The sequence below is a fragment of the Bradyrhizobium sp. B097 genome (assembly GCF_038957035.1).
Lineage (GTDB): Bacteria > Pseudomonadota > Alphaproteobacteria > Rhizobiales > Xanthobacteraceae > Bradyrhizobium.
In genome coordinates this window covers 3,867,894-3,894,564 of the sequence record NZ_CP152412.1, presented here as the reverse complement: position 1 = coordinate 3,894,564, position 26,671 = coordinate 3,867,894, and the positions used below count along the sequence as shown (strand labels likewise).

At 65.3% G+C, this 26,671-nt stretch carries 19 protein-coding genes; 5 read left to right on the top strand and 14 right to left on the bottom strand.

The window, feature by feature from the left end:
* Window positions 1–21 precede the first annotated feature (21 nt).
* Window positions 22–1,080, bottom strand: coding sequence for a phosphotransferase family protein (locus AAFG07_RS18180; protein ID WP_342728471.1), 1,059 nt, complete (start codon window positions 1,078–1,080; stop codon window positions 22–24).
* A gap of 134 nt (window positions 1,081–1,214) precedes the next feature.
* Entirely contained in the window at window positions 1,215–2,447 is a 1,233-nt protein-coding gene (locus AAFG07_RS18175) for an acyl-CoA dehydrogenase family protein (protein ID WP_212309687.1), read from the bottom strand.
* A 276-nt stretch (window positions 2,448–2,723) separates the two neighbouring features.
* Between AAFG07_RS18175 and AAFG07_RS18170 the strand changes: the two genes are divergently transcribed.
* On the top strand, window positions 2,724–3,413 hold the full coding sequence (locus tag AAFG07_RS18170) for a TetR/AcrR family transcriptional regulator (protein ID WP_092115017.1): 690 nt from the start codon (window positions 2,724–2,726) through the stop codon (window positions 3,411–3,413).
* An 11-nt stretch (window positions 3,414–3,424) separates the two neighbouring features.
* Here AAFG07_RS18170 and AAFG07_RS18165 read toward each other — a convergent pair whose 3' ends face one another.
* Window positions 3,425–3,820, bottom strand: coding sequence for a Rid family hydrolase (locus AAFG07_RS18165; protein WP_342728470.1), 396 nt, complete (start codon window positions 3,818–3,820; stop codon window positions 3,425–3,427).
* Between the two features lie 195 nt (window positions 3,821–4,015).
* Between AAFG07_RS18165 and AAFG07_RS18160 the strand changes: the two genes are divergently transcribed.
* Window positions 4,016–4,840, top strand: coding sequence for an IS5 family transposase (locus tag AAFG07_RS18160; protein WP_342722065.1), 825 nt, complete (start codon window positions 4,016–4,018; stop codon window positions 4,838–4,840).
* Window positions 4,841–4,998: 158 nt separating this feature from the next.
* Here the strand turns inward: AAFG07_RS18160 and AAFG07_RS18155 are convergent, their stop codons facing one another.
* On the bottom strand, window positions 4,999–6,225 hold the full coding sequence (locus tag AAFG07_RS18155; RefSeq protein ID WP_342728469.1) for a CaiB/BaiF CoA-transferase family protein: 1,227 nt from the start codon (window positions 6,223–6,225) through the stop codon (window positions 4,999–5,001).
* Window positions 6,226–6,511: 286 nt separating this feature from the next.
* Here AAFG07_RS18155 and AAFG07_RS18150 point away from each other — a divergent pair, with 286 nt between their 5' ends.
* A complete protein-coding gene (locus AAFG07_RS18150) occupies window positions 6,512–6,757 on the top strand; it encodes a hypothetical protein (RefSeq protein WP_342728468.1) in 246 nt (81 codons plus the stop codon).
* Between the two features lie 88 nt (window positions 6,758–6,845).
* On the opposite strand, the gene AAFG07_RS18145 is transcribed toward AAFG07_RS18150, so the two are convergent.
* The 8 genes from AAFG07_RS18145 to AAFG07_RS18110 form a co-directional block, all read right to left on the bottom strand.
* Window positions 6,846–7,388 (bottom strand): carboxymuconolactone decarboxylase family protein, encoded by a 543-nt coding sequence (locus AAFG07_RS18145; protein WP_342728467.1) that lies wholly within the window; start codon window positions 7,386–7,388, stop codon window positions 6,846–6,848.
* A gap of 4 nt (window positions 7,389–7,392) precedes the next feature.
* Window positions 7,393–9,141, bottom strand: coding sequence for a thiamine pyrophosphate-binding protein (locus AAFG07_RS18140; RefSeq protein WP_342728466.1), 1,749 nt, complete (start codon window positions 9,139–9,141; stop codon window positions 7,393–7,395).
* Window positions 9,138–10,667 carry a flavin monoamine oxidase family protein gene (locus AAFG07_RS18135; RefSeq protein WP_342728465.1) on the bottom strand — a complete coding sequence of 510 codons (1,530 nt, stop codon included), beginning with the start codon at window positions 10,665–10,667 and terminating at the stop codon, window positions 9,138–9,140. Before AAFG07_RS18135 ends, AAFG07_RS18140 begins: the two co-directional genes overlap by 4 nt.
* 14 nt (window positions 10,668–10,681) lie before the next feature.
* Complete coding sequence (locus tag AAFG07_RS18130) at window positions 10,682–14,011, bottom strand: adenylate/guanylate cyclase domain-containing protein (protein ID WP_342728464.1); 3,330 nt, start codon at window positions 14,009–14,011, stop codon at window positions 10,682–10,684.
* 411 nt (window positions 14,012–14,422) lie between these two features.
* Window positions 14,423–17,086 (bottom strand): molybdopterin-dependent oxidoreductase, encoded by a 2,664-nt coding sequence (locus tag AAFG07_RS18125; RefSeq protein WP_342728463.1) that lies wholly within the window; start codon window positions 17,084–17,086, stop codon window positions 14,423–14,425.
* A gap of 21 nt (window positions 17,087–17,107) precedes the next feature.
* The gene (gene nirD / locus AAFG07_RS18120) at window positions 17,108–17,437 is read right to left on the bottom strand and encodes a nitrite reductase small subunit NirD (protein WP_342728462.1); all 330 of its coding nucleotides are present in this window, start codon (window positions 17,435–17,437) and stop codon (window positions 17,108–17,110) included.
* Window positions 17,434–19,893 (bottom strand): nitrite reductase large subunit NirB, encoded by a 2,460-nt coding sequence (gene nirB, locus AAFG07_RS18115; protein ID WP_342728461.1) that lies wholly within the window; start codon window positions 19,891–19,893, stop codon window positions 17,434–17,436. Before nirB ends, nirD begins: the two co-directional genes overlap by 4 nt.
* A 145-nt stretch (window positions 19,894–20,038) precedes the next feature.
* On the bottom strand, window positions 20,039–20,392 hold the full coding sequence (locus AAFG07_RS18110) for a hypothetical protein (protein ID WP_342728460.1): 354 nt from the start codon (window positions 20,390–20,392) through the stop codon (window positions 20,039–20,041).
* A 135-nt stretch (window positions 20,393–20,527) separates the two neighbouring features.
* Here AAFG07_RS18110 and AAFG07_RS18105 point away from each other — a divergent pair, with 135 nt between their 5' ends.
* Together AAFG07_RS18105 and AAFG07_RS18100 are read left to right on the top strand one after the other, a co-directional pair.
* A complete protein-coding gene (locus AAFG07_RS18105) occupies window positions 20,528–21,787 on the top strand; it encodes an MFS transporter (protein WP_342728459.1) in 1,260 nt (419 codons plus the stop codon).
* Between the two features lie 29 nt (window positions 21,788–21,816).
* Window positions 21,817–23,520, top strand: coding sequence for a protein kinase (locus tag AAFG07_RS18100; RefSeq protein ID WP_342728458.1), 1,704 nt, complete (start codon window positions 21,817–21,819; stop codon window positions 23,518–23,520).
* A gap of 101 nt (window positions 23,521–23,621) precedes the next feature.
* Here the strand turns inward: AAFG07_RS18100 and AAFG07_RS18095 are convergent, their stop codons facing one another.
* Together AAFG07_RS18095 and AAFG07_RS18090 are read right to left on the bottom strand one after the other, a co-directional pair.
* Window positions 23,622–24,842 carry an ABC transporter substrate-binding protein gene (locus AAFG07_RS18095; RefSeq protein ID WP_342728457.1) on the bottom strand — a complete coding sequence of 407 codons (1,221 nt, stop codon included), beginning with the start codon at window positions 24,840–24,842 and terminating at the stop codon, window positions 23,622–23,624.
* Between the two features lie 36 nt (window positions 24,843–24,878).
* Window positions 24,879–26,654, bottom strand: a complete 1,776-nt coding sequence (locus AAFG07_RS18090) for an acyl-CoA dehydrogenase family protein (RefSeq protein WP_342728456.1) — start codon at window positions 26,652–26,654, stop codon at window positions 24,879–24,881.
* Between the last annotated feature and the right edge of the window lie 17 nt (window positions 26,655–26,671).

Below are 26,671 nucleotides of genomic sequence, written 5' to 3'. Positions count from 1 at the left end.
GATCGCGCCGCGTTTCTCGGATCAGGTTGCGCCGGCCTTCTGCGCGTATTCCCAGGACGCCTGCGACAGCGGCACGGTGCGCTTGGCCGACTCGAGGGCCTTGGCATTCGCGGCGGTGCCGTCGCGGACCCGGCCCGCAATGCCCTGCGTGATGCCGGCGAGGCGGAACAGATTGTAGGAGAAGTACCAGTTCAGATCCGGCACAGCCATGCCGGTGACGTCGCAGTAGATCTGCGCCGCCTCGTCCTGGCTCGGAATGTTCAGCGCCTTGAGGTCGGCATTGGCGAGGCCCGGCATGGTCCACTGCATCAGCAGATAGGTGAAGTCGGCCATGGGATCGCCGAGCGTCGACAATTCCCAGTCAAGCACCGCCTGCACCCGCGGCTCGGTGGCGTGGAAGATCATGTTGTCGAGGCGATAGTCGCCGTGCACGACCGAGACGCGCTTCTGCTCCGGCACCGTCTTCGGCAGCCACTCCGCGAGCTTCTCGAATTCGGGAATGTGCTGCGTCTCGGACGCGCGATACTGCTTGGTCCAGCGGTCGACCTGGCGCGCAAAATAATTGCCGGGCTTGCCGAAATCGCCGAGGCCGATCTTTTCGGGATCGAGCATGTGCAGCTTCGCCAGCGTCTCGATCTTGCTGGTGAAGATCTTGCGGCGCGCGTCGGGCTGCTGGCTCGGCAGCGTCGGGTCCCAGAACACCCGCCCCTCCTCCATCGACATGACGTAGAAGGCCGAGCCGACCACCGCATCGTCGGTGCACAGCGCGTAGGCTTTCGCGACCGGGAAATTCTGCTTGCCGAGCGCCGCGATGACGCGGAACTCGCGATCCACCGCATGGGCCGACGGCAACAATTTACCGAACGGACGGCGGCGCATCACATAGTTGCGGCCGGGGGTTTCGAGCTTGTAGGTCGGGTTGGACTGGCCACCCTTGAACTGCAGGACCTTGAGCGGGCCCAGATAGCCCTCGACGTGTTCCTGCATCCAGGCCGCGAGGTTCGCCTGGTTGATACGATGGCGCTCCTCGACTTCCCTTGTGCCGGAAAATTCTTCGTCTTTCCTGACGCCGTCCGCCACGATGACGCTCCCTCAATTCAGTTTTTGGGGAGCGCCGTCGGACGCTCCTTCAATCAGGCTGGCACGCCAGCCTGATTTCTCTTTTTCATTCTGAGCACGATGTCAGCGCGAACGCCATGCGTTCCGCATCATGCTCAGTGCGACGTGTTTGCATACTTCCGAAGTTCAAGTCTGGCAATGGCGCGATTGTGCACCTCGTCCGGACCGTCCGCCAGGCGAAGCGTGCGGATGTGGGCGTAGTCCTTGGCGAGCCCGGCTTCGTCGGAGACGCCGCCGCCGCCATAGGCCTGGATCGCCTGGTCGATGATCTTCAGCGCCATGTTCGGAGCTGCGACCTTGATCATCGCGATCTCGGCCTGCGCGGTCTTGTTGCCGACCTTGTCCATCATGTCGGCGGCCTTGAGGCACAGCAAGCGGTTCATCTCGATATCGGTGCGGGCCTCGCCGATGCGCTGCTCCCAGACCGAATGCTCGATGATCTTCTTGCCGAACGCGGTGCGCGAGGCGAGCCGCTTCACCATCTTCTCCAGCGCCTCCTCGGCCTTGCCGATGGTGCGCATGCAGTGATGGATGCGGCCCGGACCGAGACGGCCCTGCGCGATCTCGAAGCCGCGGCCTTCGCCGAGCAGGATGTTTTCCTTCGGCACGCGAACGTTTTCGAGCAACACCTGGGCATGGCCATGCGGCGCGTCGTCGAAGCCGAACACCGGCAGCATCTTCTCGACCTTGATGCCGGGGGTGTCGAGCGGCACCAGGATCTGCGACTGCTGCTGATGCTTGGCGGCGTTGAAGTCGGTCTTGCCCATCAGGATCGCGACCTTGCAGCGGGGATCGCCGACGCCCGACGACCACCATTTGCGGCCGTTGATGACGTAGTGATCGCCGTCCTTCTCGATCCGGGTCTCGATGTTGGTGGCGTCAGAGGACGCAACCGCCGGCTCGGTCATCAGGAAGGCGGAGCGGATCTCGCCGTCCATCAGCGGACGCAGCCATTTGCGCTTCTGCTCCTTGGTGCCGTAGCGGATGAACACTTCCATGTTACCGGTATCGGGGGCGGAGCAGTTGAAAACCTCGGACGCCCAGGAGATGTGGCCCATCTCTTCCGACAGCAGCGCGTATTCGAGGTTGCTCAATCCCGCGCCGTGGAATTCGTCATCCTCATGCGAGGACGGCGGCATGAACATGTTCCAGAGGCCCTCGGCCTTCGCCTTCTTCTTCAGATCCTCGAGGATCGGGATCACCTTCCAGCGCGGACCTTCGGCGTCCTGCTTGTCGTAGATCGGCACGGCGGGACGGACATGCGTTTTCATGAAAGCCTGAACGCGCTCAAGCCATTCCTTCTGCCTGGCCGACATCGTGAAATCCATGGGACGCTCCTCGTTTCTTCCTAGACTTGGGCTTTGCACTGGGGCCGCGGAACTGGGCCTTGGCCGGTTTGGGCAACATTGTTGACCCCGCCTCCGCGGCCCGCAAGGGCGTTCACGGAAACGGCGGCGGTGGTGTGCCGGAACGCCGCCCCGCGATCTGCGGATTGACATTTCCGGCTCTTCAAACGATAGTTTCATACAAATGTTTGAAATGCAACTCCCCGTCGTCTTCGTCATTCCCCGGCGCACCGCGGAATAACGGAAAGGCTCAAGACCATGGCCAGCGACCAGACCCGATCCGCCATTCTCGCCGCCGCCGAGCGGCTCTATGCCGACCGCGGCTTCGGCGACGTCACGCTGCGCGACATCGTCGCGGAGGCGAACGTCAACCTCGCGGCGGTGAACTATCATTTCGGCTCCAAGGACGAATTGATCGCGGAGCTGTTCGTCACCCGCAGCATCCAGACCAACCGCGAACGTCTCAATGAATTGAAGGCGGCGGAGGAAAATGGCGGCGGACGCGCCTCGATCGAGGACATCATGCGCGCCCTCGTCGGCCCCACTTTGCGCGGCTGCCTTGGGCCCGATCGCGAGGGCTCGACCGCGGCGCGCTTCATGATCCGCGCCTCGATCGAATCGGTGCCGCCGATCCGCCGCATCAAGAACCGCGAGGTCGATCACTTGCGCAAATTCGCCGCCGCGATGCGCCGCGCGATGCCCGGCCGTGACGACACCGAACTGTACTGGGGCCTGCACTTCGCGCTCGCGATGGCGCACCACACCATCCGCGAAAAGGAACGCCTGCTGCGGCTGTCGGAAGGCAAATGCGATCTCGACGACGTCCGCGCCATCATCGATCGCGTGGTCACGGTCTCGGTGATGGCGCTGACGATGGGCGACGTGCCGAGCAAGCCGGCGCTGCGGCCGGTCGTGGTGCACGGCCGGCTGACGCGGCAGGATCTGTAAGACTTTCCGCGCTACACCATCGCGATACAGTCGATCTCGATGTCGAACGGCCCGGTCCATTCCGGGATGCAGACGAAGATCCGCGCCGGCAGATCATCCGCGAAGTACTTCCGGTAGATCGCGTTGAAGGTGGCGAAGTGTTTTGCCGAGGTGCAGAAGATGTTGCACTTCATCACGTTGTCGAACGACGCGCCGGCAGCCTCCAGGCACCGCCTGAGCTGCTCCATCACCAGCTCGCTCTGCCGCTCGATCGAGGCCCCGGCGGCGATCTCGCCGGTTGCCGGATCGAACGGCGGCAGGCCTGACACGAAGATCATGTTGCCGGCGCGCGTGACCACCGATGCCGGCGCCTGCCAGCGCTCCAGCCAGCTTGAGATCGGTTCGACGCGGACCACTTCCCGTTTCATGATTGGCACCTTCGATAGGGATCGATGGCGCCAATCTAGCAGGCTCGTGTCAAGAATGCTTCGATATCGGTCGAAGTGTTGTAGCCGACCAGACAGCCCTCTCCCCGTCATCCTGAGAGCCTGACCGAAAAAGCAGTGAGTGATTTCAGTCGGCTGTGATTCCTTCGGATTTGCAAAGATTCGAGGGAGTGCACCATGCCATGGACCAAAATCACTCGTGCTCAGTATCTGCGGAACGGACTGCGCTATGCAAGCGACATGACCGACGCGGAGTGGCGTCTGATAGCCAGGAAGTTGCCGGGTCGGCGTCGATTGGGCCGCCCGCGGAAGGTTGATCTGCGCAAGGTGGTCGAGGCCATTTTGTTCATTCTGTCCACCGGCTGCCAATGGCGCGCTCTGCCGCGGGAGTTCCCGCCGTACTCGACGGTGCAAGGTTATTTCTATACTTGGCGCGATACTCGCCGATGGCACAGGATCGTGAAGGCTCTGGTCCGACAGGCACGGCGCAAACTCGGCCGCAAGCCGACACCGACGGCGGCCGTCATCGACAGTCAGAGCGCTTCGACGACACAAGCCGGCGGCCCGCGCGGCTTCGATCCGGGCAAACGTGTTAACGGACGTAAGCGGCACATCGTCACCGATACCAACGGTCTCTTGCTGGCCGTCCACGTTCACCCAGCCAATGTTCAGGACGTGCATGGTGCAGTCCCCTTACTGGAGCGCGTGCGAGAGCGCTTTCCGAAGCTGCGTCATGTCTTTGCTGACCGGGTTTATCGCGGAAAGCAGCTTGTTGGCGCGCTCTCCCATTGCGGGCCATGGACCATTGAGATCGTTCAGCGGCCGCCTGGGGTCAAAGGCTTCCAGCTCTTACCACGACGCTGGGTCGTCGAGCGCACCTTCGCGTGGTTCGGCAGGTGTCGCCGCCTCTCCAGAGATTTCGAGGGCTCCGCCTCAACTGAGGTCGCCTGGCTCCTCGTAGCCCATCTCAGACTCTTGACCCGACGCCTCGCTACGCCCTGAAAATACTCAGCTCATTTGGAGTCAGACTCTGAGGAGCGCGAAGCGCGTCTCGAAGGATGCACGGCCCGGCCGGTGGCCGATTCATCCTTCGAGGCTCGCTCCGCTCGCACCTCAGGATGACGGGAAGAGCGGACCGCCCGCGTGGCCCCAGCGTGCGCCTACAGAATCCCCTGCGCCTTCAGTCCTTCGACCTTGGCGTCGTCGTAGCCGATGGTCGCCAGCACGTCCTTGGTGTCGGCACCTAACAGCGGCGGGGCGCGGTAGTCGGTGATCGGCGTGCCCGAGAAGGTCAGCGCATTGCGGATCAGCGACAGGTTCGGCTCGAAGGGGTGATCGACCCTCACCCGCATGCCGCGCGACTGCACGTGCGGATCGCTGAACACCTGCTCGAAATTGTTGATCGGGCCGGACGGCACGCCGGCCTCCTCGAGCTTGTCCAGCCAGTAGGCGACCGGATGCTTCAGGAACAGGCCGGCGAAGATCGCCATGATCTCCTTGCCGTGTACGACGCGGTCGTTGTTCTTGACGAAGCGCTTGTCGTTGGCGAGCTCGGGTTCGCCGAGCACGGCGCAGGTGCGCTGGAACTGGCCGTCATTGCCGACCACCAGCATCAATTCGCCGTCGGTGCAGCGGAACACGCCGGCCGGCATGCCGCCATTGCCCCAGGTGCCGCGGCGCGGCGGCATGTTGCCGTTGACGAGATAAATCTGCAGCCAATGCGACAGCGAGGCGATCACCGTGTCGAACAGGCAGACGTCGACATGCTGCCCTTCGCCGTTGTTGGCGTCGCGATGGTAGAGCGCCGACAGAATTCCGATCGAGGTGTTCATGCCGGTCATGTAGTCGACGATCGAGGGGCCGACCTTCATCGGGCCCGCGCCCGGCTCGCCGTCGATATGGCCGGTGACGCTCATCAGGCCGCCCATCGCCTGCAGGATCGCGTCATAGCCGGCGCGCGTGGCGTACGGGCCGGTCTGGCCGAAGCCGGTGACCGAACAATAGATGATGCCGGGGTTGAGCTGCTTGATGGTGTCGTAGTCGAGGCCGTAGCGCTTGAGATCGCCGACCTTGTAGTTCTCCATCATTACGTCGACCGACTTGGCCAGTTCGCGGATGATCGCCTGCCCCTCGGGCTTGGCGATGTTGACGGTGACCGACTTCTTGTTGCGGTTGGCGCAGAGGTAGAACGAATTGTTGTTGTTCGCCTTGCCTTCGGGATCGGCGAGATAAGGCGGGCCAAAGGCGCGGGCGTCGTCGCCGCCGCCGGGCCGCTCGATCTTGATCACCTCGGCGCCGAGATCCGCCAGCATCTGGGCCGACAGCGGGCCCGCGAGCACCCGCGTCAGGTCGAGAATCTTGATGCCCGAAAGTGGCAGAGCCGACATGAACGTTCCTCCGAAATCTTGCTAAATCTTGATTATCCGGCGCCGGACCGTGTCTTGCCCGTTTCCTGCCCGTCTCCTGAGCGCGCCAGAGCTTGCGGATACACCATTTTGCTGCCGCGAGCACTGCATTGTCGGCATGAAGCCATCCCCGTGTGGCGCAGCGGCCCGGGTCCTTCGGGAACCGGCCGCGCGTATCGGGCCGATTGCCGCCACGCGAAATTGTGAAGTTGGCCGACACCGATTTGCCGCAGCGTCTGCGGTATTTTACCGCGACGAGGAGGACAACATGCGGACGATCGCAACAGTCGGGCTGCTGCTGACCCTGCTTGCGGCCGCAACGCCGCCGGCGGATGCGCGCGGCGGCCACGGCCATGGCGGCGGCTTGCACGGCATGCATGCCGGCGGCGTAAGTCGCGGCGGCGGATTTGCCGCCGACAAGCGCCACGCCGACGACCCTTACACCAAGGCGGCCTCCGACGAAGAGGACCGCCTGCTCAACAGCAAGCTGAAGAGCATCTGCCGCGGCTGCTAGGGCCCGATGAGCTTCAATCGTCATCGCGCTTCAGGGAGTCCATCACGTGCTCCCGAGGTTCGACGTTTTCGGCTTGTACGGGACCGTCTCAGAACGGCGGCGGTCCGGGATTGGGCAGGGCTACGTCGAAGGCAGTGACGACGGTGGCGATGCAGCGGTAGAAGCCGCACAGCGCCACCAGTTCGACCACGCCCTTCAAGCCCAACGCCTGTTGCAAGCGCTGCTGCAGGAGGTCGGGCAGAGACTCTTGCGCCACGACATGGCGGGCCGCGCTGCAAATGTCGACGTAGAGAGCGCTCATCGACGGAGCCGCGAAATCACCAGCCTGCAAGGCGTTCACCACCGCCTGGGGCACGCCCGCGGCGAGAGCGATCGGCGCATGCTGCTCCCATTCATAGGCCACGCCGAGCCCGCGCGCCGTCGCCAGGATGGCGAGTTCGCGCACGTCGGCGCTGAGCAGGCCATGAAAGCGCAGATAGCTGCCGAGATTGCCGATATGCTCAGCCAGCACGGGATTGTTCATCAGCGCCAGGTACATGCCATGCAGCCCGCCGCGCGGGCCGGCCAGGCGCCGGTAGATGGCGCGGCCCTCGTCGTCCAGATCCGGCGTCGGGTCGGGCAATTGTGCCATGGCTTCAATCCAGCGACGCGCCTTTGGCGCGGTTCCAGGGGCCCACGGGCGTGGTGGCGTCACGGTCGCAGCGCACATCGACGATGAACGTGCCGCCCGAACGAAAGGCGTGCTCGAAGGCGCCGACCAGGTCGCCGGGCTGCTCCACCACCACGCCGTCGGCACCGAGCGAGCGTGCAAATTGCACCCAGTCATGGGTGCGAAGCAGGGACAGCTCGGCTGCGGCCGGGCTCATCTGCTTGGCGCGCAGGTAGACATTGCCTAGGGCGCCGTTGTTGATGACGACGTAGACGATAGCGAGACCGTGACGCGCCGCGGTCTGGATCTCGATGCCGTGCATCAGCATGCAGCCATCGCCGGTGATCACCGCACACGGCAGCTCCGGCCGCGCCAGCTTGGCGCCGATTGCCGCGGGAATGGCCCAGCCCATCGGCGCCATCGCGGTGGCGGTGAGATAGGCGCTGGGCCCATGGCTTTGCCAGTAATGCCCGCCAAAGACCCGATGCGCGCCGGAGTCGACCAGCAGCACGCAGTCGCGCGGGGCCACCTGACGCAGGTCGGCAACGGCGCGCGCCGGGTGGATGGGCACCGCATTGCTGCGGGTGTTGGCCACATCGTACAGGCGCGGCATGGCGCGTATGCGCGCGGTCCACGCGTCGCGCGCCGCCCGGGTGCCGGCGAGCGTGCTGCGCACGAGCTCGTCGTCCAACATCCAGCGCACAAACTCGCGCGCGTCGCCCACCACGGACCCGGTCACCGCATAGTCGCGACCGAACTCGCAAGCGTCGATGTCGACCTGCACGGTGACCGCCGGCAGGTTCGGGCTCCACGACATGGTGTCCCGCTGGCTCAGGCCCGAGCCCAAGATCAACAGCACGTCGGCCTTCATGTCAGCCGCCGGCGGCGGGTTGGGGCCGGTGTCGTCGTCCGGCGTCAAAGCCAGTGTCGAATGACGCGTGCCGCCATAGCCAAACACGCCCAGCGACAGGCGATGGTCTTCCGGGACGACGCCCTTGGCGCGCAACGTGGTGGCAACCGGAATGCCGAAGCTATCGGCAAGCCGCACGAGGTCCTCTGTGGCGCCGGATCTCACGCAGCCGTTTCCGGCCAGAATGGCGATGCGCGGGCCTGCCGTCAGCAACGCTCGCGCGGCGGCCGCGGTCTCCCGGTCCAGCACACGCGGCGGCGTTGCCGGGCCGTATTGCAGCGGGCGGTAGGCCTCGGTCACGGGCCGCTCGTGCAGATCTTGCGGCAGGCTCAGGAAGACCGGCCGCGGCGAGTCCCCCACCATGGTGCGCAAGGCCACATGCAAATGATGCGGCAGCAGACTGACCGCCGGCACTTCCTGGGCGAACGCCGTCACCGGCCGCATCAGGGCGACGTCGTTCATGCCCGTACCGCTGCCGTCCTGGAATGAGCCGCGGCCTTCCCAGTCGCTTTGCACTTCGCCGGTGACGGCGAGGATCGGCGACTCGTCGGCGTAGGCATTGGCGAGCGCAGCGACCAGATTGGCCGCGCCCGGCCCGCCGATGCCGAGGCATACGCCAAACCTGCCGCTTGCCCGCGCGTAACCGTCCGCCATGAAGCCCGCGCCGCCTTCATGGGCGGCGACGATGGCTTTCACGCCGGTGACGTCACCGAACTCGGTGAGGAAGCCGTCGATCAATCCGCCGGGCACCATGAAGACATGGCTGATGCCTTCCTGCTTGAGCGCGCCGAGCACGAATTCGATGGCGTTGGGTGACTTGTTCATCGCATGACACCCAGTTGGGCTGCGGCCGGCTTGCGCCCTTCGCTGACAGCCAGCGCGGTGCGCACGCCGGACTCGATGGCGCCTTCGATCCACGCATGCTTGAGCGAGGTGTGCTCGCCCGCGAAGTGAATCTTGCCGCCTTCCGGCTCGAGCAGGTAGGGCATCAGCATCTCGAACTGCCCCGGCGCAAAGATGGCCGCCTCGCCGCACGCGAAAGGATCCTGCATCCAGCTCTTGCTGGTGCCACCCACATACAGTTTACGCACGCCCTCGCCGTGCAATGCGCAGACGCCGTCCAACGCGAACTGCAGGCGCGTGGGCTCCGTCAGCGAGTCCCAGCGCAAGGCGTCCTCGCCCCAGACGTAGCTCGCGAGCACGACGCCGCCCCGATCGGAGCCCATGTCGTGGCTCGGGTAGTAGATGTAGCGGTTGGCAAGGTCGGTGGTGGAGCCCCCGCCGTAGATGTCGTCGTCCTGCTCCCAGAAGCGGCGGCTGAATTCGAGCAAGACCTTGGTGGCGGCGTCATAGTGCAATTCGCGAATGGCGCGCCGGCGCTGCGGCACGAACAACGGGTCAGTGCGCACGAATCGCAGGCTGGAAAAGGGGATCGCGACAATGGCCGCGTCGCCCTTGAAGGTCTCGCCACTGGTCGTACGCAGACTGACACCGCTACCGTCCCAGCTCAGCGCGCTCAGGCGCTGGCCAAAGCTGATGCTGTCTTTCAGCGCCGGCAGGAAGGCCTGCGGCAACAAGTCGTTGCCGCCGAGAATCTGCCAATAACGAACTCTGTCATTGATGATGGCAAGCTCGATGAAGGCCTGCACGAAGGACGTCATCAATCGCGATTCCAGGTTGTTCAGCACGACGATCATCTCGATCGCTTCCTCGGAATACAGCGTCTGCTCCTTCAGGAAGCGGCGCACCGAGAATTCGCCGAAGCGTTCGATCACCACCGGCCATCGCGACGCCGGATCGGCCTTGATGAAATCGCGCAGCGGCGCCAGCGCGGCGTCCAGCATTTGCTGCGCAGTCAGGCCTTTCTCGCCCGGCGGCAGCGGGAAGTTCAACTGGCCGGCGGTGTAGGCGCTACGCCTGATCTTCACGCCATTGACGAATAGCCATTCATTGTTGCGCGACACCGGGTCGGCAGCGTCGCGGGTCGCGGGGTCGATGTCGACGTTGAAGAAGGGTTCACGCGGCAGCTTGAACAGATCGGCGAACGCGCTCACCAGCTGGTGCTGGCTCGGGATCCGCATCGCGCCTGCTTCGGCATAGAGATCGCCGCTGAAGGAGCGAAAGGTGTGCACGCGGCCGCCGACATAAGTGTTGGCTTCCAGAATGCGCACGTGGTGGCCCGCGTTGCGCAAAAGATACGCCGCGGTCAGGCCGGCCATGCCGGCGCCGACAATGATCACGTCCTGCGGGCGCGCCGGTCGCGGCAATCCCCGCTGGACGATCTGGACGTACTCCTTGATGATCGGGTCCAGCGCCTCATCGCCCAGATCATGCAGCAGCGACTCTTCCATGGCGTTATTTCCCTTTATGATGCTTGGAGCAGCGTACGGGCTTCGCGTAGATCCGGTTCGTCATAGCCTTCGGTGAAAGCGGAACAGGCGGTTTGCAGTTGATGCCCGTCGCACCGTCCCCGGTGATGGCGCTCCAGGCGATAGAGGCTCATCGCCGCGCGCAACTCGAGTGACCGGTTATTCTGCCGGCGCGCCAGGGCCAGCGCCTGGTGCAGGCTGTCCCGCGCGGCATCCGCCGCGCCGGCGTCTTCGGCGAGCAGCAGTTCGGCTTTCAGGCGCAGCAGTTCAGGTTGCCAGCGGCGCTCGAGGGTGTGCTCGATCCGCTCCAATGCGTCGTTCACGGTGCGCAACCCCGCGGCCGCTTCGCCGTTCTTGAGATACAGCTCGGCCAGCATCGCCAGGTAGTTCGGCTGGGCCAGTTCGGCACCGGTCGCCTGCACCGCCTCGATGCCGCGCAGCATGGTGCGGATGCCTTCGGCCGTGTGGCCTTCTTCGCCGAGCAGCCAGCCCTGAAGCACGGAGCCCCGCGCTTCCCAGTAGGAGAAGCCGCGCTCGGTGGAGCAGGCCATCAACTGCTGCAGGCAATCACGCGCCCGATCCGCGGCCCGTCTGAACTGATGCAGCAGCGAGGCGTAGTACAAGGCGTGCGCGAGGCTCGGCAGATGCGACAATTCGTGCGCCAGGCGCACCGATTCCTCGCTGCGCATCAGCGCCTGGTCGGCCAGGCCCTGATGCCACAGCGCCCACGCGCCGCAGGAAAGACTGGTGATGCGCGGGTCGCTCGCCGCCACGCTGACATGCTGCCGCGGGTCGTACAGCGCCACGGCTTGTGCCAGGTTGGCGGCGGCGGGCTCGATCTCGCCCTGGTAGTACTGGGTGGTGCCCATCGCATAACGCGCCATCGACCACTGTGTGTCGACGCCCGATTCCTCGGCCGAGGCGATGAGTTGCTCGGCGAGACCGCGCGACGCGGCCAGGCGGGCACGGTTCAAGTAGTAGCGCCACAGCCCGAACAAGACGGTGAACCGCTGCTCGGCCTCGCCCAGTTCGTTCGCGAGTTCGCGTGCCCGCTCGTAGGTCCGCTCGACCTCCGGCGCCGCATACCCGCGCGCCGCCATCAGCGCCGGTCCGAGACCGAGCCTCACCTCAAGTTCCTGCCTGGACCGCTCGGACCCCGCGGGCAGGCCGGCCAACAATCCTAGCGCCGCATTGAACTGGCTGATTGCCTCACGATGCGCCGCGCGCCCAACTGACAATTGCGCCGCGCGCTGCCACTGCGGGATGGCCTGTGCGGCGAGGCCGGCCTCGGTGTAGTGATAGGCCAGCACCTCGGGTTGCCCCTGCGTAAGGGTGGCGAAGCTTTCCACCAGTACCTGGGCGACGCGCTGGTGAAACAGCTGGCGCGTGCTGCGCAGCAAGGAGCCATAGGCGGCGTCTTGCACCAGCGCGTGCTTGAACGTGTAGGTGGCGCTGGGCGGCAGGCCGTGTTGCTGCAACACCTCGGCGACGACAAGCTGCTGCAACGACTGGCGCAACGTCGGCTCGTCCATTTTCGCCACCGCATGCAACAGGTCGTAGGCAAAACTGCGCCCCAGCACGGCGCCAAGTTGGGCCACAGTTTTGGCCGTCGATAGACGGTCCAGGCGCGCCATCAACGAGTCATGCACTGTGGCCGGAATGGCCAGTGGGGTCAGCGGGCCCACGAGTTCGTAGCGCTCGCCAAGGTCCCTGAGCAGACCGAGCTCCATCACCGTCTTGGTCAGTTCCTCGACGAATAGCGGCACGCCATCCGTCTTCTTGATGATCTGCTCCAGCACCTCCGCCGGCAGCGGCTTGCTGCCCGTCACCTGCAGCACCAGCTGGCTGATCTCGCTGCGCGCCAACCGGCCGAGGCGCAGCGCGTTGACCTGCGGCCGCGCACCCCAGGGCGGCTGGAAGTTGGGTCGGGCCGCGGTCAGCAACAGGATGTTGGCCGTGGGCACCTGATCGATCAGCAAGCCCAAGAGTTCCAGCGTGGAAGGATCCAGCCAATGCAGATCTTCGACCACAAGCAGGACCGGTTTGTGTGCGGCCAGCGCCAGCAACAGAGTGAGGATCGCTTCCAGCGTCTCCTTTTGCGTCCCGGCCGTCGCGGCGGGTTGGCCAGCTTCGCTGGGGAGCGACAGCAACGCGGCGAACACGCTCGCCATGCGGGCGTCGCCGAGACCATGCAGGGCGAGGCCCTGATGCAGCTTGGCCAGGCGTGCCGGCGCGTCGTCGCCGGGCTCAAATCCCAGCAGCCCTTGCAGGAGATCGATGACCGGGTGGAGCGCGGTGTTCTGGTGGTACGCCGAGCCGCTGGCCGAGAAGCACAGGGCGTGACCAGCCGACACATGGGCGCGCAGCATATGAACTAGGCGCGACTTGCCGATGCCGGCCTCGCCGCTGAGGCAGACCACCTGCCCCGTCCCCTCCACCACCTGGGCCCAGCGGTCTTGCAGCAGCGAAACCTCGCTGTGCCGCCCGACCAGAGCCGTTAGTCCCGCGGAGGTGGCGGCTTCGAAGCGGCTGGCCGTCTTGCTTATGCCGCGGATGCGATAGCCATGCGTGGGGGGCGCGATGCCCTTGAGCGTCAGCTCGCCCAAATCCTCGTAATCGAACGTTCCTCCGGCCAGGCGGCGCACCTGCTCGCTCACCACGATACTGCCGGGGTGGGCTACGCTTTGTAGCCGCGCGGCGAGATTTGGTGTGTCGCCGACCACCGGATGCTCCTGCGCGGAGCCTTGTCCAATGAGATCGCCGACCACCACGACCCCCGTCGCAATACCGATGCGGATTTGAAGCAGGTCGGCGGCCCGCGTCTCCAGCCCCGCAAGGACAGCAACGATCTCGAGACTGGCGCGCACGGCGCGCTCGGCATCATCTTCATGAGCGAGCGGATAGCCGAAATAGGCCACGATGCCGTCGCCCAGGAATTTGGCGACGAAACCTTCATAGCGCGCGATCACGCCCGAGCACGCGTCCTGATAGGAGCGCATCACCTCGCGCATGTCCTCGGGATCGAGTCGCGCCGACAATGCGGTCGAGCCGACCAAATCGCAGAACATGACGGTCAATTGACGACGCTCCGCGGCGTCCCGCGGGCTCGGTTCGGCCGACGTCGGTTGCGATACCTCCGCCGTTTCCGTGGCGCTCAATTTCGCGATCGCCTTGAGCAGGCGCTTGCGGTGCCCCAACGGCACGCCGAGCTTCTCAAGATCGATCTCGGTCAGCTCAGGCAGGACTTCGGCATCGATTTCGTTTGCCTGGAACAGCGTTCCATATTGTTCGAGGCCCAACTCCTGCAACCATCCCTCGACATCCATGGTCGCATCCCAATTGGTCTCAAAATCCTTTGTCGTAAAATCCTATTGTGCGCTGCTGCTTTCGTAGCTCCACGATCGCTTGCAACGGGAGCTTCATCAGGCCGGCCCGACTTTGGGTCACCTGCCGGCCTTCAGCCTTAATCATTGGCGCACGCAACAGGGCACTTCGATCGAAGTGCCGGAAAACCGATGAATGAATTGTGCGGAATCAACCGAAACCTGATGGAATCGCAACTGCAGCGCCAGATACTGCAAACCGTATCTTTTATTGCGGCTTCCATCTGAACGAACGCTATCTGAAGTTTCTTGAGTAAACTATTGCACGTCTTGCGGCGATACGCAATGAATACAGCCGCTTCGCACTTTCCGGATCATGCGTTCATTCGTTCGGCTCAAGCCGGCGCCGGGCCTTTAGGACGCGATCGCCTGTCGCGCCGGCGCGGAGGCGCCGATCAGCTTGCCGATCTCGGGCCTGCAGCCGCCGCAATTGGTGCCGGCCTTCAGGCAGCGACCGATCGCCTCGACGCTGCCCGCGCCCTTCCTGATCTCGGCGGTGATCTGGTGTCGTCCGACGCCGAAGCAGGAGCAGACGATCGGCCCGACATCCTCGCCCGCGCCGAACGGCCGTCCGGCGAGCAGCGCCATCCGCGCATTGGCCGACAATTGTTGCTCCGCGAACAACCCGGCGAGCCACGCCCGCGACGGCAGCGCGTGATCGGGCGCGATGAACACGCAGCCCTCGAGCCGGCCGTCGCGCACCGCCGCATAGCGGAAGCGGCCCGCGGCCGGATCGCGATAGGCGATCCATTCGATCTCGACACCTTCGAGGTCGAGCTGCGCGCGCGCCCAGTCGCGCCAGCTCTCCGGGCGGACGTCGAGCGCGAGCTCCAGCCGCGTGCAATCGCCGGCCTTGCCGTAAACCCAGTAGCCGCTTGCCGGACGCTTGATCGCATCGCGGCTCAGGATGAAGGCGTGCCATTTCGGCGCGTAAGGATCGGCCTTGACCGGCGTGTGCTTGGACTCCGGCTGGCCGGACAGCGGATCGACCGCCGGATTGACCAGCGCGTTGACCCGCCCCTCGCCGGCGAATTCCTCGTTCCAGTGCATCGGCACGAACACGCAGCCGCGTCGCTGGTCGGCGCTGACCACGACGCGCGCGATCATCTCACCCCAACTACTGGTCAGCCGCACCAGTCCTTCATTTTGCAGCCCGGCCTGCCGCGCATCCTCGGGGTGAAACTCGGCATAGGGCTCGAAGACATGCGACAGCAGCCGTCCGGTCTTCCCGGTCCGCGTCATGGTGTGCCACTGATCGCGGACACGGCCGGTGTTGAGCACCAGCGGATAGTCGCGGCTGGTCGCATGCCGCGCCGCGCGCGGGGCGATCGGCACGAAGCGCGCCTTGCGATCGGGTGTGAAGAACTGCTGGCTCTCGAACATCCGCGGCGTGCCGGCCGGATGCTCCGATGTCACCGGCCACTGCACCGGCGCCAGCGCGTCATAGGCGCCGTCATCGAGCGCAGCCAGCGCCGAGATATCGAAATCGCGCTGGCCGTTATTCTCGAAGCCCGACAGTTCGGCGTGCTCGCGGAACACCTCTGCGGCTGACGCGTAATCGAAGCCGGAATAGCCCATGCGGGCGGCGACGTCGCAGATGATCCGCCAGTCGGCGCGCGCCTCGCCGGGCGCGGCGAGGAACGGCCGCTGCCGCGAGATCCGGCGCTCGGAATTGGTGACGGTGCCGTCCTTCTCGCCCCACGCCAGCGCCGGCAGCAGCACGTCGGCATGCCGCGTGGTGTCGGTGTCGCGCATGCAATCCGTCACCACGACGAGCTCGCAGGCGTCGAGCGCGGCGCGCGCGCGGTCGGCATCGGGCAGGCTCACCACCGGATTGGTCGAGATGATCCACACCGCCTTGATGCGGCCACTGGCGATCGCGTCGAACATGTCGACCGCCTTCAGCCCGCCCTTCTCCGCAATCACAGGCGCGCGCCAAAACCGCTGCACCAGCTCGCGATGCGCGGGGTTCTCGATCTCCATATGCGCGGCAAGCTGGTTGGCGAGCCCGCCGACCTCGCGGCCGCCCATCGCGTTGGGCTGCCCGGTCAGCGAGAACGGCCCCATGCCGGGACGGCCGATGCGTCCGGTCAACAGATGGCAATTGATGATGGCGTTGACCTTGTCGACGCCGCTCGACGACTGGTTGATGCCCTGCGAATACAGCGTGACGACGCGCTCGGTCCGGGTGAACCAGTCGAAGAACAGCCCGACCGCGCCTTCGCTCAGCCCACACGTCGCAGCCGTCTGCGCCAGGGTCTGGCCGGCCACCTGCTTGAGGGCGTCGACGATCCCCGTCGTGCAATTGCCGACAAAGCCGCGATCGACCGCGTTGCTGCCGGCGAGGAATGCGAACAGCCCGTTGAACAGCACGGAGTCGCTGCCGGAGCGCAGCGGCAGATGCAGATCGGCGCCCTCGCAGGTCGCGGTGCGGCGCGGATCGATCACCACGATCTTGCACGCCGGGTTCTTCTCCTTCGCCGCCAGCATCCGCTGGTGCAGGATCGGATGGCACCAGGCGGCGTTGGAGCCGACCAGCACCAGAAGGTCGGCCTGCTCGAGATCCTCGTAGCAGCCCGGCACGGTGTCGCTGCCGAAGGCGCGCTTGTGCCCCGCGACGCTGGAGGCCATGCACAGCCGCGAATTGGTGTCGATATTGGCGGTGCCGACAAAGCCCTTGGCGAGCTTGTTGATGACGTAATAGTCCTCGGTCAGGAGCTGGCCGGAGACATAGAACGCGACCGCGTCGGGCCCGTGCTCACGAATAACGCGGCTGAAGCCATCGGCGACACGATCGAGCGCGTCATCCCAGCCCGCCGGCGCGCCATCGACGACAGGCGCGAGCAATCGCCCGTCGAGATCGATGGTCTCGGCGAGCGCCGAGCCCTTGCTGCAGAGCCGGCCGAAATTGGCCGGATGCTGCTCGTCGCCCTCGACCCGGACGGCGCCCGCCGCGTCCATCGACGCAATGACGCCGCAGCCGACACCGCAATAGGGACACGTGGTCTTGACGGACATGGCTGGCCGATCCTTGCCCGCTCAGCTCACCGCAGCCGCCTGCCGCACCGACAGCCAGACAACGCCGTTCTCGACCTTGGCCAGATGGGTATGCGTGCAGCCTTCATCGGGCGCGACCGCCTGCCCGCTCGTCAGCTCGATGACGAAATTATGCAGCGGACAGGTCACGCGCTTGTTGTGCACGATGCCTTGCGACAGCGGCCCGCCCTTGTGCGGGCAACGGTCATCGAGCGCGAACACCTCGTCGCTTTCGGTCCGGAACACCGCGATGTTGCCGGCCGGCGTACGCACCACGCGCGAGCCGAGCCGCGGAATGTCGTCGAGCGCGCCGATTTCGATCCAGCTGGTCATGCGAGCTCCAATTCGGCGAGAGGCGCGAACTCGTTGCGGTCGACGCCGCGGCTGGCGCGCTCGGCCCACGGATCGGTCTGCGCGAATTGCTGCGAATGGGCAAAGCGGGCGAACAGCGCCTTGCGGTTCGCGATGTCGTCGACCACCCGCTTTCTGATCTGCTCGAGACCGACGCGGTCGCACCATTTGTACATGCGCTCGAGATACCAGCCCTCCTCGCGATAGAGCTGGGTCAGCGCCACGATCACCTCGAGCGTCTCGTCCTCGGTCTCGACCTTGGTCAGGAACTCGGTGCCCTTGATGTGCAGTCCGGCGGCGCCGGCGAAATGGATCTCGTAGCCGGAATCGACGCAGACCACGCCGACGTCCTTGCAGGTCGCCTCCGCGCAGTTGCGCGGGCAGCCGGAGACGCCGAGCTTGACCTTGGCCGGCGTCCACGACCCCCACATGAACTTCTCGAGCTTGACGCCGAGGCCGGTGGAGTCCTGCGTACCGAACCGGCACCATTCGGAGCCGACGCAGGTTTTCACCGTGCGCAGGCCCTTGGCGTAGGCATGGCCCGACACCATGCCGGCGTCGTTAAGATCGGCCCACACCGCCGGAAGGTCTTCCTTCTTGACGCCGAGCAGGTCGATGCGCTGGCCGCCGGTGACCTTCACCGTCGGGATGTTGAACTTCTCGGCGACGTCGGCGATGGCGCGCAGCTCGCTCGGCGTGGTGACGCCGCCCCACATCCGCGGCACCACCGAATAGGTGCCGTCCTTCTGGATGTTGGCGTGGACGCGCTCGTTGATGAAGCGCGACTGCTGGTCGTCGCGATATTCGCCCGGCCAGGTCGCGAGCAGATAGTAGTTCAGCGCCGGACGGCAGGAATGGCAGCCGTTCAGCGTCTTCCACTCCATGAAGCGCATCACGGCGGGAATGGTCTTGAGCTGCTGCTCGACGATGACGCGGCGAACGTCGTCGTGGCTGTGATCGGTGCACTTGCACAGCGGCTTAACCTTCGGCGCCGCCGAATAGTCGCCGCCGAGCGTGAACGCCAGCACCTGCTCGACGAGGCCGGTGCAGGAGCCGCAGGACGACGACGCCTTGGTATGGGCGCGGACGTCGTCGAGCGTGAACAGCTTCTTCTCGGAGATCGCCTTGACGATCGCGCCCTTGCACACGCCGTTGCAGCCGCAGATCTCGGTCTCGTCGCTCATCGCGGCAACCGAGTTCTGGCCGTTGACGCCGCCGTCGCCGAGATTGGCGGCGCCGAACACCAGGCGCTCGCGCATGTGCGAGACGTCGGTGCCGTCGCGCAAATGCTGGAAGTACCAGGGGCCGTCGATGGTGTCGCCATAGAGCACGGCACCGACGATCTTCTTGTCCTTCAGGATGATGCGCTTGTAGACGCCGCGATTGGCGTCCTGCAGCACGATCTCCTCCTTGTCCGGCCCCGGCGCGAAGTCGCCGGCCGAGAACAGGTCGATGCCGGTGACCTTCAGCTTGGTCGAGGTGACCGAGCCGTCATAGGTAGCAAAGCCCTTCATCGCGAGGTGGTTGGCGCAGACCTTGGCCTGGTCGAACAGCGGCGCGACGAGACCGTAGGTCTGGCGGCGATGCTGCACGCATTCGCCCACCGCATAGATGCGGCCGTCATAGGTCTGCATGGTGTCGGAGACGACGATGCCGCGCTCGCAGTACAGCCCGGCCTTCTTGGCGAGCTCGAAGTTCGGGCGGATGCCGACCGCCATCACCACGAGATCGGCCGCCAGCTCGGTGCCGTCGCCGAAGCGCACGCCGGTGACGCGGTCCTCGCCCAGGATCGCCTGGGTCTGGGCCGGCATCTTGAACACCATGCCGCGCTCTTCCAGTGACTTGCGCAGCAGTCCGCCGGCCACCGGATCGAGCTGACGCTCCATCAAGGTGTCGAGCAGGTGCACCACCGTGACGTTCATGCCGCGCTTCATCAGCCCGTTGGCGGCCTCGAGGCCCAACAGGCCGCCGCCGATCACGACGGCGTTCCGATAGTCGGTCGAGGCCTTGATCATGCGGTCGACATCATAGATGTCGCGGAAGCCGATCACGCCCGGCAGGTCCTTGCCCGGCAGCGGCAGCATGATCGGATTTGAGCCGGTCGCGATCAAAAGGCGGTCGTAGGGAACGCGATCGCCGGCATCGGTGACGACTTCACAGGTGCGGCGATCGATCATGCTGATCGTCTCGCCCTTGCGCAGCGTGATGTTGTTGTCCTCGTACCAGTCGACGGTGTTGAGCATGATGTCGTCGACGGTCTTCTCGCCGGCGAGCACGGGCGACAGCAGGATGCGGTTGTAATTGCCGTACGGCTCGGATCCGAACACCGTGATGTCGTAGAGATCGGGGGCGCGCTCGAGCAGCGCCTCCACCGTGCGGATGCCGGCCATCCCGTTGCCGATCACCACGAGCTTCTGCTTGGTCACTTTGTCGAGCATGGTCTGCCTTTCAATTCCGACGGCGCTGCGCAGCGACGCGATGTGCGTCGTTGATGGGCACCGATAAAGGTTGGAGTTGTAGGAAGCCCAGCCGCGGGCGCAGACCGTCTTCGATGACGACCGATGTTCCGTTATCGACTGACATTCAAGACGCGTGCCAACTCGGGGCGAACGAATCTGATTGCAAAATCAACAGGTTTTCCGTGACCTCAAATGTGCCTGATGATGCGCCGCGCGGCCGGCTGGCCGAATTTTTAGCCACGGCGATGATCTCTTGTGCAGCACAGCATCGCCGGCCGCGATGACAATCGTGAACCCGCCATTGATGCGCCATCGCGCGCTCGTGGCGCGTCGCACAAGAAAGCATCAGCGTGCGCGTTTCCACGGCGGCGCTTGCTGCAAGCCACGCCAGTCCCGATCGCCGGACTCGGTTCGCGATCTCGCAGCAACGTCTTGCGACTGCAAGGCAAAGCGGCGCGATCGATTCGATGGCACGCAAATTGCTAATCTGAACGGTTGACGGAGTGCGTCTCAACGACGAGTGCACTCACCATTCACCCACATTCGATTTATCAGCGCCCGAGAGAGCCGCACCTGTGCGGCGGTCTCCGCCGCATCACCGCGAGACGTTGCGATGAAGCTAGCCGAGTTCAAGAAGGCAGGTCACTGGCCGACCCTGCTCGCCGCGTTCCTGTACTTCGACATCAGTTTCATGGCGTGGGTCGCGCTCGGACCGCTGATCGTCTACATCGCGCGCGACATGAACCTGGCCGTGAACGAGAAGTTCACCCTGGTCGCCATTCCCGTGCTGGCCGGCGCGCTGCTCCGCGTGCCGATGGGCATTCTCGCCGACATCATCGGCGCCAAGCGCACCGGCATCATCGCGCAGCTCGTCGTGATCGCCGCGACCGCGGCGGTGTGGCATTTCGGGCTGACCAGCAAGCTCGCGATCGAGTTGTTCGGGCTTGCGCTCGGGGTCGGCGGCGCCTCGTTCGCGGTCGCCCTGCCCCAGGCCAGCCGCTGGTATCCGCCGCAATATCAGGGCGTGGTCATGGGGATCGCCGGCGCCGGCAATATGGGCGTCGTGCTCGACACCCTGCTCGCACCGAGCATTGCCGAACATTGGGGCTGGCAGGCCGTGTTCGGCTGCCTCTTGATTCCGATGCTGATGGTGCTCGCCTATTACGCATTCGCGGCCAAGGACGCGCCGGGCGAGCGCAAGAAGGTCTCGCTGCAGGCCTATGGCGCGCTACTGAAGGATTCCGACAGCCGCTGGTTCATGTTCTTCTACTTCATCACTTTCGGCGGCTTTGTCGGCCTCGCCAACGCGCTGCCGCTCTATTTCACCGTGCAGTATCACGTCTCGGGCGTGGCGGCCGGCATGCTGGTCGCGCTGATCGTCGCGTTCGGCTCGGGCTTCCGCCCTGTCGGCGGCATGATTGCCGACCGCATCGGCGGCATCCGTTCGCTGTCGATCCTGTTCGGCGTCGTCGTCGCGGCTTATCTCGTCATCGCCTTCATGCCCGAAGGCCCGACGGCGCCGGCTCCGGGCGGCTGGGCATTGACCGAGCTGCCGCGGATCGCCTGGATCTCGGTGCTGCTGTTCTCGATCGGCGTGCTGGCGCTCGGCATGGGCAACGGCGCCGTGTTCCAGCTGATCCCGCTGCGCTTCCGCCACGAGATCGGCCTGATGACCGGACTTGTCGGCTGCGCCGGCGGCATCGGCGGCTTCTTCCTCGCCCAGACGCTCGGCTTCGCCAAGGGTATGACCGGCGGTTTCGGCGCCGGCTTCCTGTTCTTCGGCGCGCTGGCGTTGCTTGGCTTCATCGGACTTGCCATGGTCAAGGTCCGCTGGCGCACTACCTGGGGCGCGGTGTCGGGAGCGCGCGTCTGACGGCCCGCTCCGAAAGGACGGGCTAGGACGTGGCGAATGGCGCGCAACCGGATTTGGGCGTTCGCGTCGGTTTCGCCAGCGAGACCGGCAAACGCGCCGCCAATGAGGATTACGTCGCGACCTGCCTCGGCCAACCGGGCACGCTGCATCGCGACGTGGTGGCTGCGGTCGCCGACGGCGTCGGTGGCCACAAGGGCGGACGCGAGGCCGCGGAGGTCGCGGTCCGCAGCTTCATCGACGCCTATTATTCGCTGCCCGAGACGCTCGGCGTCCGCCGCCGCGCGGCGCGGGCGCTGGAGGCCGCCAACAGCTGGATCTATGGACAGGGCCGCGTCGATGCCGCGCGCAGCGGCATGGCCTGCGCGTTCTCATCCATCATCCTGTCGCGGCGGCAATGCCATGTGATCCACATCGGCGACACCCGCGCCTATCGCTTCAGCGACGGACGGCTGGAGCGCTTGACGCAGGACCATATCGCCGGCCGCGGCGACCTCGCCCATCTGCTCAACCGCGCCATCGGTTTCGAGGAGTTCGCCCGCTTCGATTACACCTCGGTGGGACTGCGCCAGCACGACCGTCTCCTGGTCTGCAGCGACGGGGTTCACGGCGCGCTCTCCGATTCCCGCCTCCAGCAGCTGCTGGAGGAACGCACGCCGCCTGACGAATCGGCGCGCAGCATCGTAGATGCCGCGCTCGCAGCCGGCAGCAGCGACAACACGACCGCGCTGGTGCTCGACGTCGTCGACCTGCCGCCGGCGGATCGAGACGATCTCACGCATGCGATCGCGACCTTGCCGATTTTGGACTTGCCGGAGAGCGGCGACTCGATCGACGATTTCGCGCTCCACGACGTGCTGTCCGACGGGCGCTACAGCCGCCTGTTCAAGGCGACCGACAAACGGGCCGGCCGCGAGGTCGTGCTGAAGTTCCCGCATCCGCGGGTCGCCAGCGAAGGCTCCTACCGCCTCGCCTTCGTGCGCGAGGCCTGGGTCGCCGCGCGCGTGCGCAGCCTCTGGATCGGCGAAATCATCGAGGTGCCGGCTGAGCGGCAGACCAGACTCTATTCGGCGATGCCGCTCTACGAGGGCGAAACGCTGGAGCAGCGGCTTGGCCGCGCGCCGCGGCTGTCGCTCACCGAAGGCATTGCGATCGCAACCAAGCTGGTACGCGCGGTCACGGCGCTGCACCGCGCCGGCATCATCCATCGCGACATCAAGCCCGACAATGTGATCCTGCTGAAAGACGGCGGATTGCGCCTCGTCGATCTCGGCGTCGCGCGCGTGCCGCTGCTGGAAGACTTTCCCGCCGAGGATATTCCCGGCACCGCGAGCTACATGGCGCCCGAGCTGTTCGGCGGCAAGGCCGGCGACGAGGCCTCCGACCTGTTCGCGCTCGGCGTCACTGTCTACCGCATGTTCACCGCGAACTATCCGTTCGGCGAGATCGAGCCGTTCTCGCGGCCACGGTTCGGCAAACCGGCGCCGCTGTCACGCTACCGGCCGGACCTGCCGGCCTGGCTCGATGCCGTGATCGGCAAGGCGCTCAGTATCGAGCCCGCGCAACGCTTCGGCGACGCCATCGAGTTCGCGCACGAGCTGGAAAACGGCGCCACCTGGGCCGGCCCCGCGGTCACGACCCGCAAATCGCTGCACGACCGCGATCCCGTGACCTTCTGGAAGGTGCTGTGCGCGATCCTGGCGCTGATCATCGTGGTGCTGCTGGCGCGGCACTAGCGGGCTGTTGAAGACGTCTTCCATGGCGGCGACGAAGCTGACTTCGCCGCGAGGCCATGGAAGACGTCTTCAACTGCCTGCCAACGGTGCGAACGCAAACGTTACTGAGCTTTCGTTACAAGCGGACAACCGCCTTCCGCGAGCGGCCGCCAGGCTTCGTCCGGCGAAATCGTCGCGATCACCTTTTCGTAGTCCCAAGGCTCGCGCGATTCGGATGGCGATTTGGCCTGGACCAAATACATCGAACGCATCACCTGCCCATCCTGGCGGATCTGTGCATTCTGCGTCATGAAATCGTTGACCGGAAGCTTGCGCATGGCGGCGGCTACGGCGCCAGGATCGTCGGTTCCGGCCGCCTGCACTGCCTTCAAATAATGCATCACTCCACTGTAGACGCCGGCCTGGATCATGGTCGGCGCCTGCCCGTGCCGACGCGCCATGAAGCGATGACCGAAAGTCCGGGTTGCCTCGTTCTGGGTCCACGAGAACGACGTCGCGTAGATGATGCCCTGGGCCGCCTCAAGGCCGAGCGAATGCACATCCGTAATCAGCATCAGAAGCGCGACGATGTTCTGGTCGGCAGATTTTCCGATACCGAACTCCGAAGCCTGCTTCAGGCTGTTGACCGTATCGCCGCCGGCGTTCGCCAATGCAATGACTTTCGCCTTCGAATTCTGTGCCTGAAGCAGGAACGACGAGAGGTCCGACGCGCCGAGCGGATGGCGAACCGAGCCAACGACCTTGCTCCCCGCGGTCGTGATGAAGCTTGACGCGTCACGCTCCAGCGCATGGCCGAAGGCGTAGTCCGCGGTCAGGAAGAACCACGTATCCGCGCCCTTCTTGAGCATGGCCTTGGTGACAGCGGAGGCTTCAGCGTAAGTGCTGTAGGTGAAATGAAACCCATAAGGCGAGCACTGCTTTCCGGTAAGATCGGAACTACCAGGCCCAGAAATCACAAAGATGCGCTTCTTCTCGCGGGTGATGGCCTGAATGGCCAGCGCGGTGGCCGAGTTGCCGCCATCGGCAATCAAATCGACACCGTTCTCGTCGATCCAACGACGCACGATGCCGGAGGCGATATCGGGCTTGTTCTGGTGGTCGGCGGACATCAGCTCAATCTTCTTGCCGAGCACGGTCGGGCCAAAATCCTCGATCGCGAGCCGGGCCGCCTCCACCGAGCCCTCGCCCCCAAGATCGGAATAAAGTCCCGACATGTCGTTGATGACGCCGATGCGCACCACGTCGCCTGACACCTGGGCACGCACGGACCCAACGACAGCCAGACACAAGACCGCCGTGAACGCAGCCGCAATCGATCGCATAGAAACCTCCCCGCGATGTTTCTTGTTCTTTTGTTGTCAGGCCGTCACGGACTTGACCGCTTGTCCGAGTGTGACCGGCGCATCGCTCAGCATCAGATCGATGGCCTCGCGCTCCCATGCATCGGCGGCCGGCGCCAGCGGGTCCTTGGCGGTCAGGCGATGCTCGAGCACGAAGCGCGACAGCAACAGCCGCCGCGCATCGACCTCCGGCTGCGATCCTTCCCATGCGAGCATGATCGCCGAGGTGGCATGGTAGAGCGCGCTCGCCGCCAGCCGCGCCGTGTGCTCCGAGCCGGGATCGGCCGCGACCTGCTCGGCAAAGCCGACCGCGCGGTCGAGCGCGGTCCGAAGGCGCTTGCGGAACGGCCCGGGCAACGCCTTCGCCTCCTCGAGGCGCGACTGAAGGACAGCGGCGAGCGCCCGGTGCGCGCCGCTCTTGCCGACGGCGCGCGAAATGATGTCGAGCGCGTTGATGTTGCTGGTGCCCTCCCAGAGCACGCCGACATGGGCGTCGCGCACCAGCCGTGGCTGCACCCATTCCTCGATGTAGCCATTGCCGCCGCGCACCTCCATTGCGCCGGTGGCGACCGGAATGTTGTCGCGGCAGGCGCGATACTTCAACAGCGGCGTCAGGATGCGCAGCAGGTCCCTTGCCTCCGCCGAGCCGGCATTGGCATCGTCCATCGCCCGCGCGGCCACCAGCATCATCGACAGCGCCTGCTCGGTCGGCACGATCAGCTTCATCAGCTGACGGCGCAGCAGTGGGAAATCGAGGACGCGCTGGCCGAACGCCACGCGCGACGAGGCGCTGACGACAGCCTCATTGACACAGCGCCGCATCATCGCGGCGGCCCGCACGCCGTGCGACAGGCGCGAGAGGTTGACCTGCTCCATCATCTGCTTGAGGCCCTGCGTGGGGTCACCGACCAGATAGGCAACCGCGTTGTCGAGCCGGATCTCGCCTGATGCCATCGATTTGGTGCCGAGCTTGTCCTTGAGGCGGACGATCCGGTAGCTGTTGCGCCGTCCGTCCTTGAGGCGGCGCGGCAGCGCGAACAGTGCGAGCCCCCTGGTGCCATCCGGCGCACCTTCCGGCCGCGCCAGCATCAGCGCGACGTCGGCATCGGCGTGCGAGCAGAACCATTTGTCGCCGGTCAGACGCCAGACGTCGCCATCCCGGCGCGCAACCGTCTCGACGGCACCGACGTCGGAGCCGCCGGCGCGCTCGGTCATGAACTGGGTGCCTTTCCACAGCGTCCCCATGTCGTCCGAGAGCATCTTCGGCAGCAGATAGGCCTTGAGCTCATCCGAGCCGAATTTGCGGATCAAATGCGTCGAGGTGTCGGTGACGCTGATCGGGCACATCAGCCCGAACTCGGACTGCACGAACAGATACTGGAACACGTATTTGGCCACCGCCGGCAGCGGCCGGTCCATGCCGAGCACGCCGGCACGATGGCTCATGGCATGAAACTGGAAATCGCCGAACGCGATTGCCTCCATCTCCCGGTATGCCGGGTGATAGTCGATCCAATCCTCGTCGCGGCCGTAGGCATCCCTCGGATTGAGCACCGGCGCATGCTTGTCGGCGATCCGCGCCAGCCGGTCGAGCCTGCCTCCCGCCAGTTCGCCGAGACGCTTGAAGTGCGGCTCCAGTTTGTCGCGATCCTCGCGCGACAAATAGAGCCCCAGAAGGCCGCGAAGTCCGCGATCGAGATCATAGAAGTTGAGGCCTGCGCAATCATGCGAGATGTGGCGGGCCGGATCGGCGGCATCGTTGGAGCTGCGAAGGTCGCGCGCGCTCATCTGCATCGGGGCTCTCCTTGTTC

Bases quoted from the DNA above. Each gene is read 5' to 3' on its own strand.
- AAFG07_RS18095 (WP_342728457.1), bottom strand. From the start codon at position 24,842: ATGCGATCGATTGCGGCTGCGTTCACGGCGGTCTTGTGTCTGGCTGTC.
- AAFG07_RS18150 (WP_342728468.1), top strand. From the start codon at position 6,512: ATGCGGACGATCGCAACAGTCGGGCTGCTGCTGACCCTGCTTGCGGCC.
- AAFG07_RS18105 (WP_342728459.1), top strand. From the start codon at position 20,528: ATGAAGCTAGCCGAGTTCAAGAAGGCAGGTCACTGGCCGACCCTGCTC.
- AAFG07_RS18175 (WP_212309687.1), bottom strand. From the start codon at position 2,447: ATGGATTTCACGATGTCGGCCAGGCAGAAGGAATGGCTTGAGCGCGTT.
- nirB (WP_342728461.1), bottom strand. From the start codon at position 19,893: ATGCTCGACAAAGTGACCAAGCAGAAGCTCGTGGTGATCGGCAACGGG.
- AAFG07_RS18125 (WP_342728463.1), bottom strand. From the start codon at position 17,086: ATGTCCGTCAAGACCACGTGTCCCTATTGCGGTGTCGGCTGCGGCGTC.
- AAFG07_RS18165 (WP_342728470.1), bottom strand. From the start codon at position 3,820: ATGAAACGGGAAGTGGTCCGCGTCGAACCGATCTCAAGCTGGCTGGAG.
- AAFG07_RS18135 (WP_342728465.1), bottom strand. From the start codon at position 10,667: ATGGAAGAGTCGCTGCTGCATGATCTGGGCGATGAGGCGCTGGACCCG.
- nirD (WP_342728462.1), bottom strand. From the start codon at position 17,437: ATGACCAGCTGGATCGAAATCGGCGCGCTCGACGACATTCCGCGGCTC.
- AAFG07_RS18155 (WP_342728469.1), bottom strand. From the start codon at position 6,225: ATGTCGGCTCTGCCACTTTCGGGCATCAAGATTCTCGACCTGACGCGG.
- AAFG07_RS18090 (WP_342728456.1), bottom strand. From the start codon at position 26,654: ATGCAGATGAGCGCGCGCGACCTTCGCAGCTCCAACGATGCCGCCGAT.
- AAFG07_RS18130 (WP_342728464.1), bottom strand. From the start codon at position 14,011: ATGGATGTCGAGGGATGGTTGCAGGAGTTGGGCCTCGAACAATATGGA.
- AAFG07_RS18140 (WP_342728466.1), bottom strand. From the start codon at position 9,141: ATGAACAAGTCACCCAACGCCATCGAATTCGTGCTCGGCGCGCTCAAG.
- AAFG07_RS18145 (WP_342728467.1), bottom strand. From the start codon at position 7,388: ATGGCACAATTGCCCGACCCGACGCCGGATCTGGACGACGAGGGCCGC.
- AAFG07_RS18160 (WP_342722065.1), top strand. From the start codon at position 4,016: ATGCCATGGACCAAAATCACTCGTGCTCAGTATCTGCGGAACGGACTG.
- AAFG07_RS18170 (WP_092115017.1), top strand. From the start codon at position 2,724: ATGGCCAGCGACCAGACCCGATCCGCCATTCTCGCCGCCGCCGAGCGG.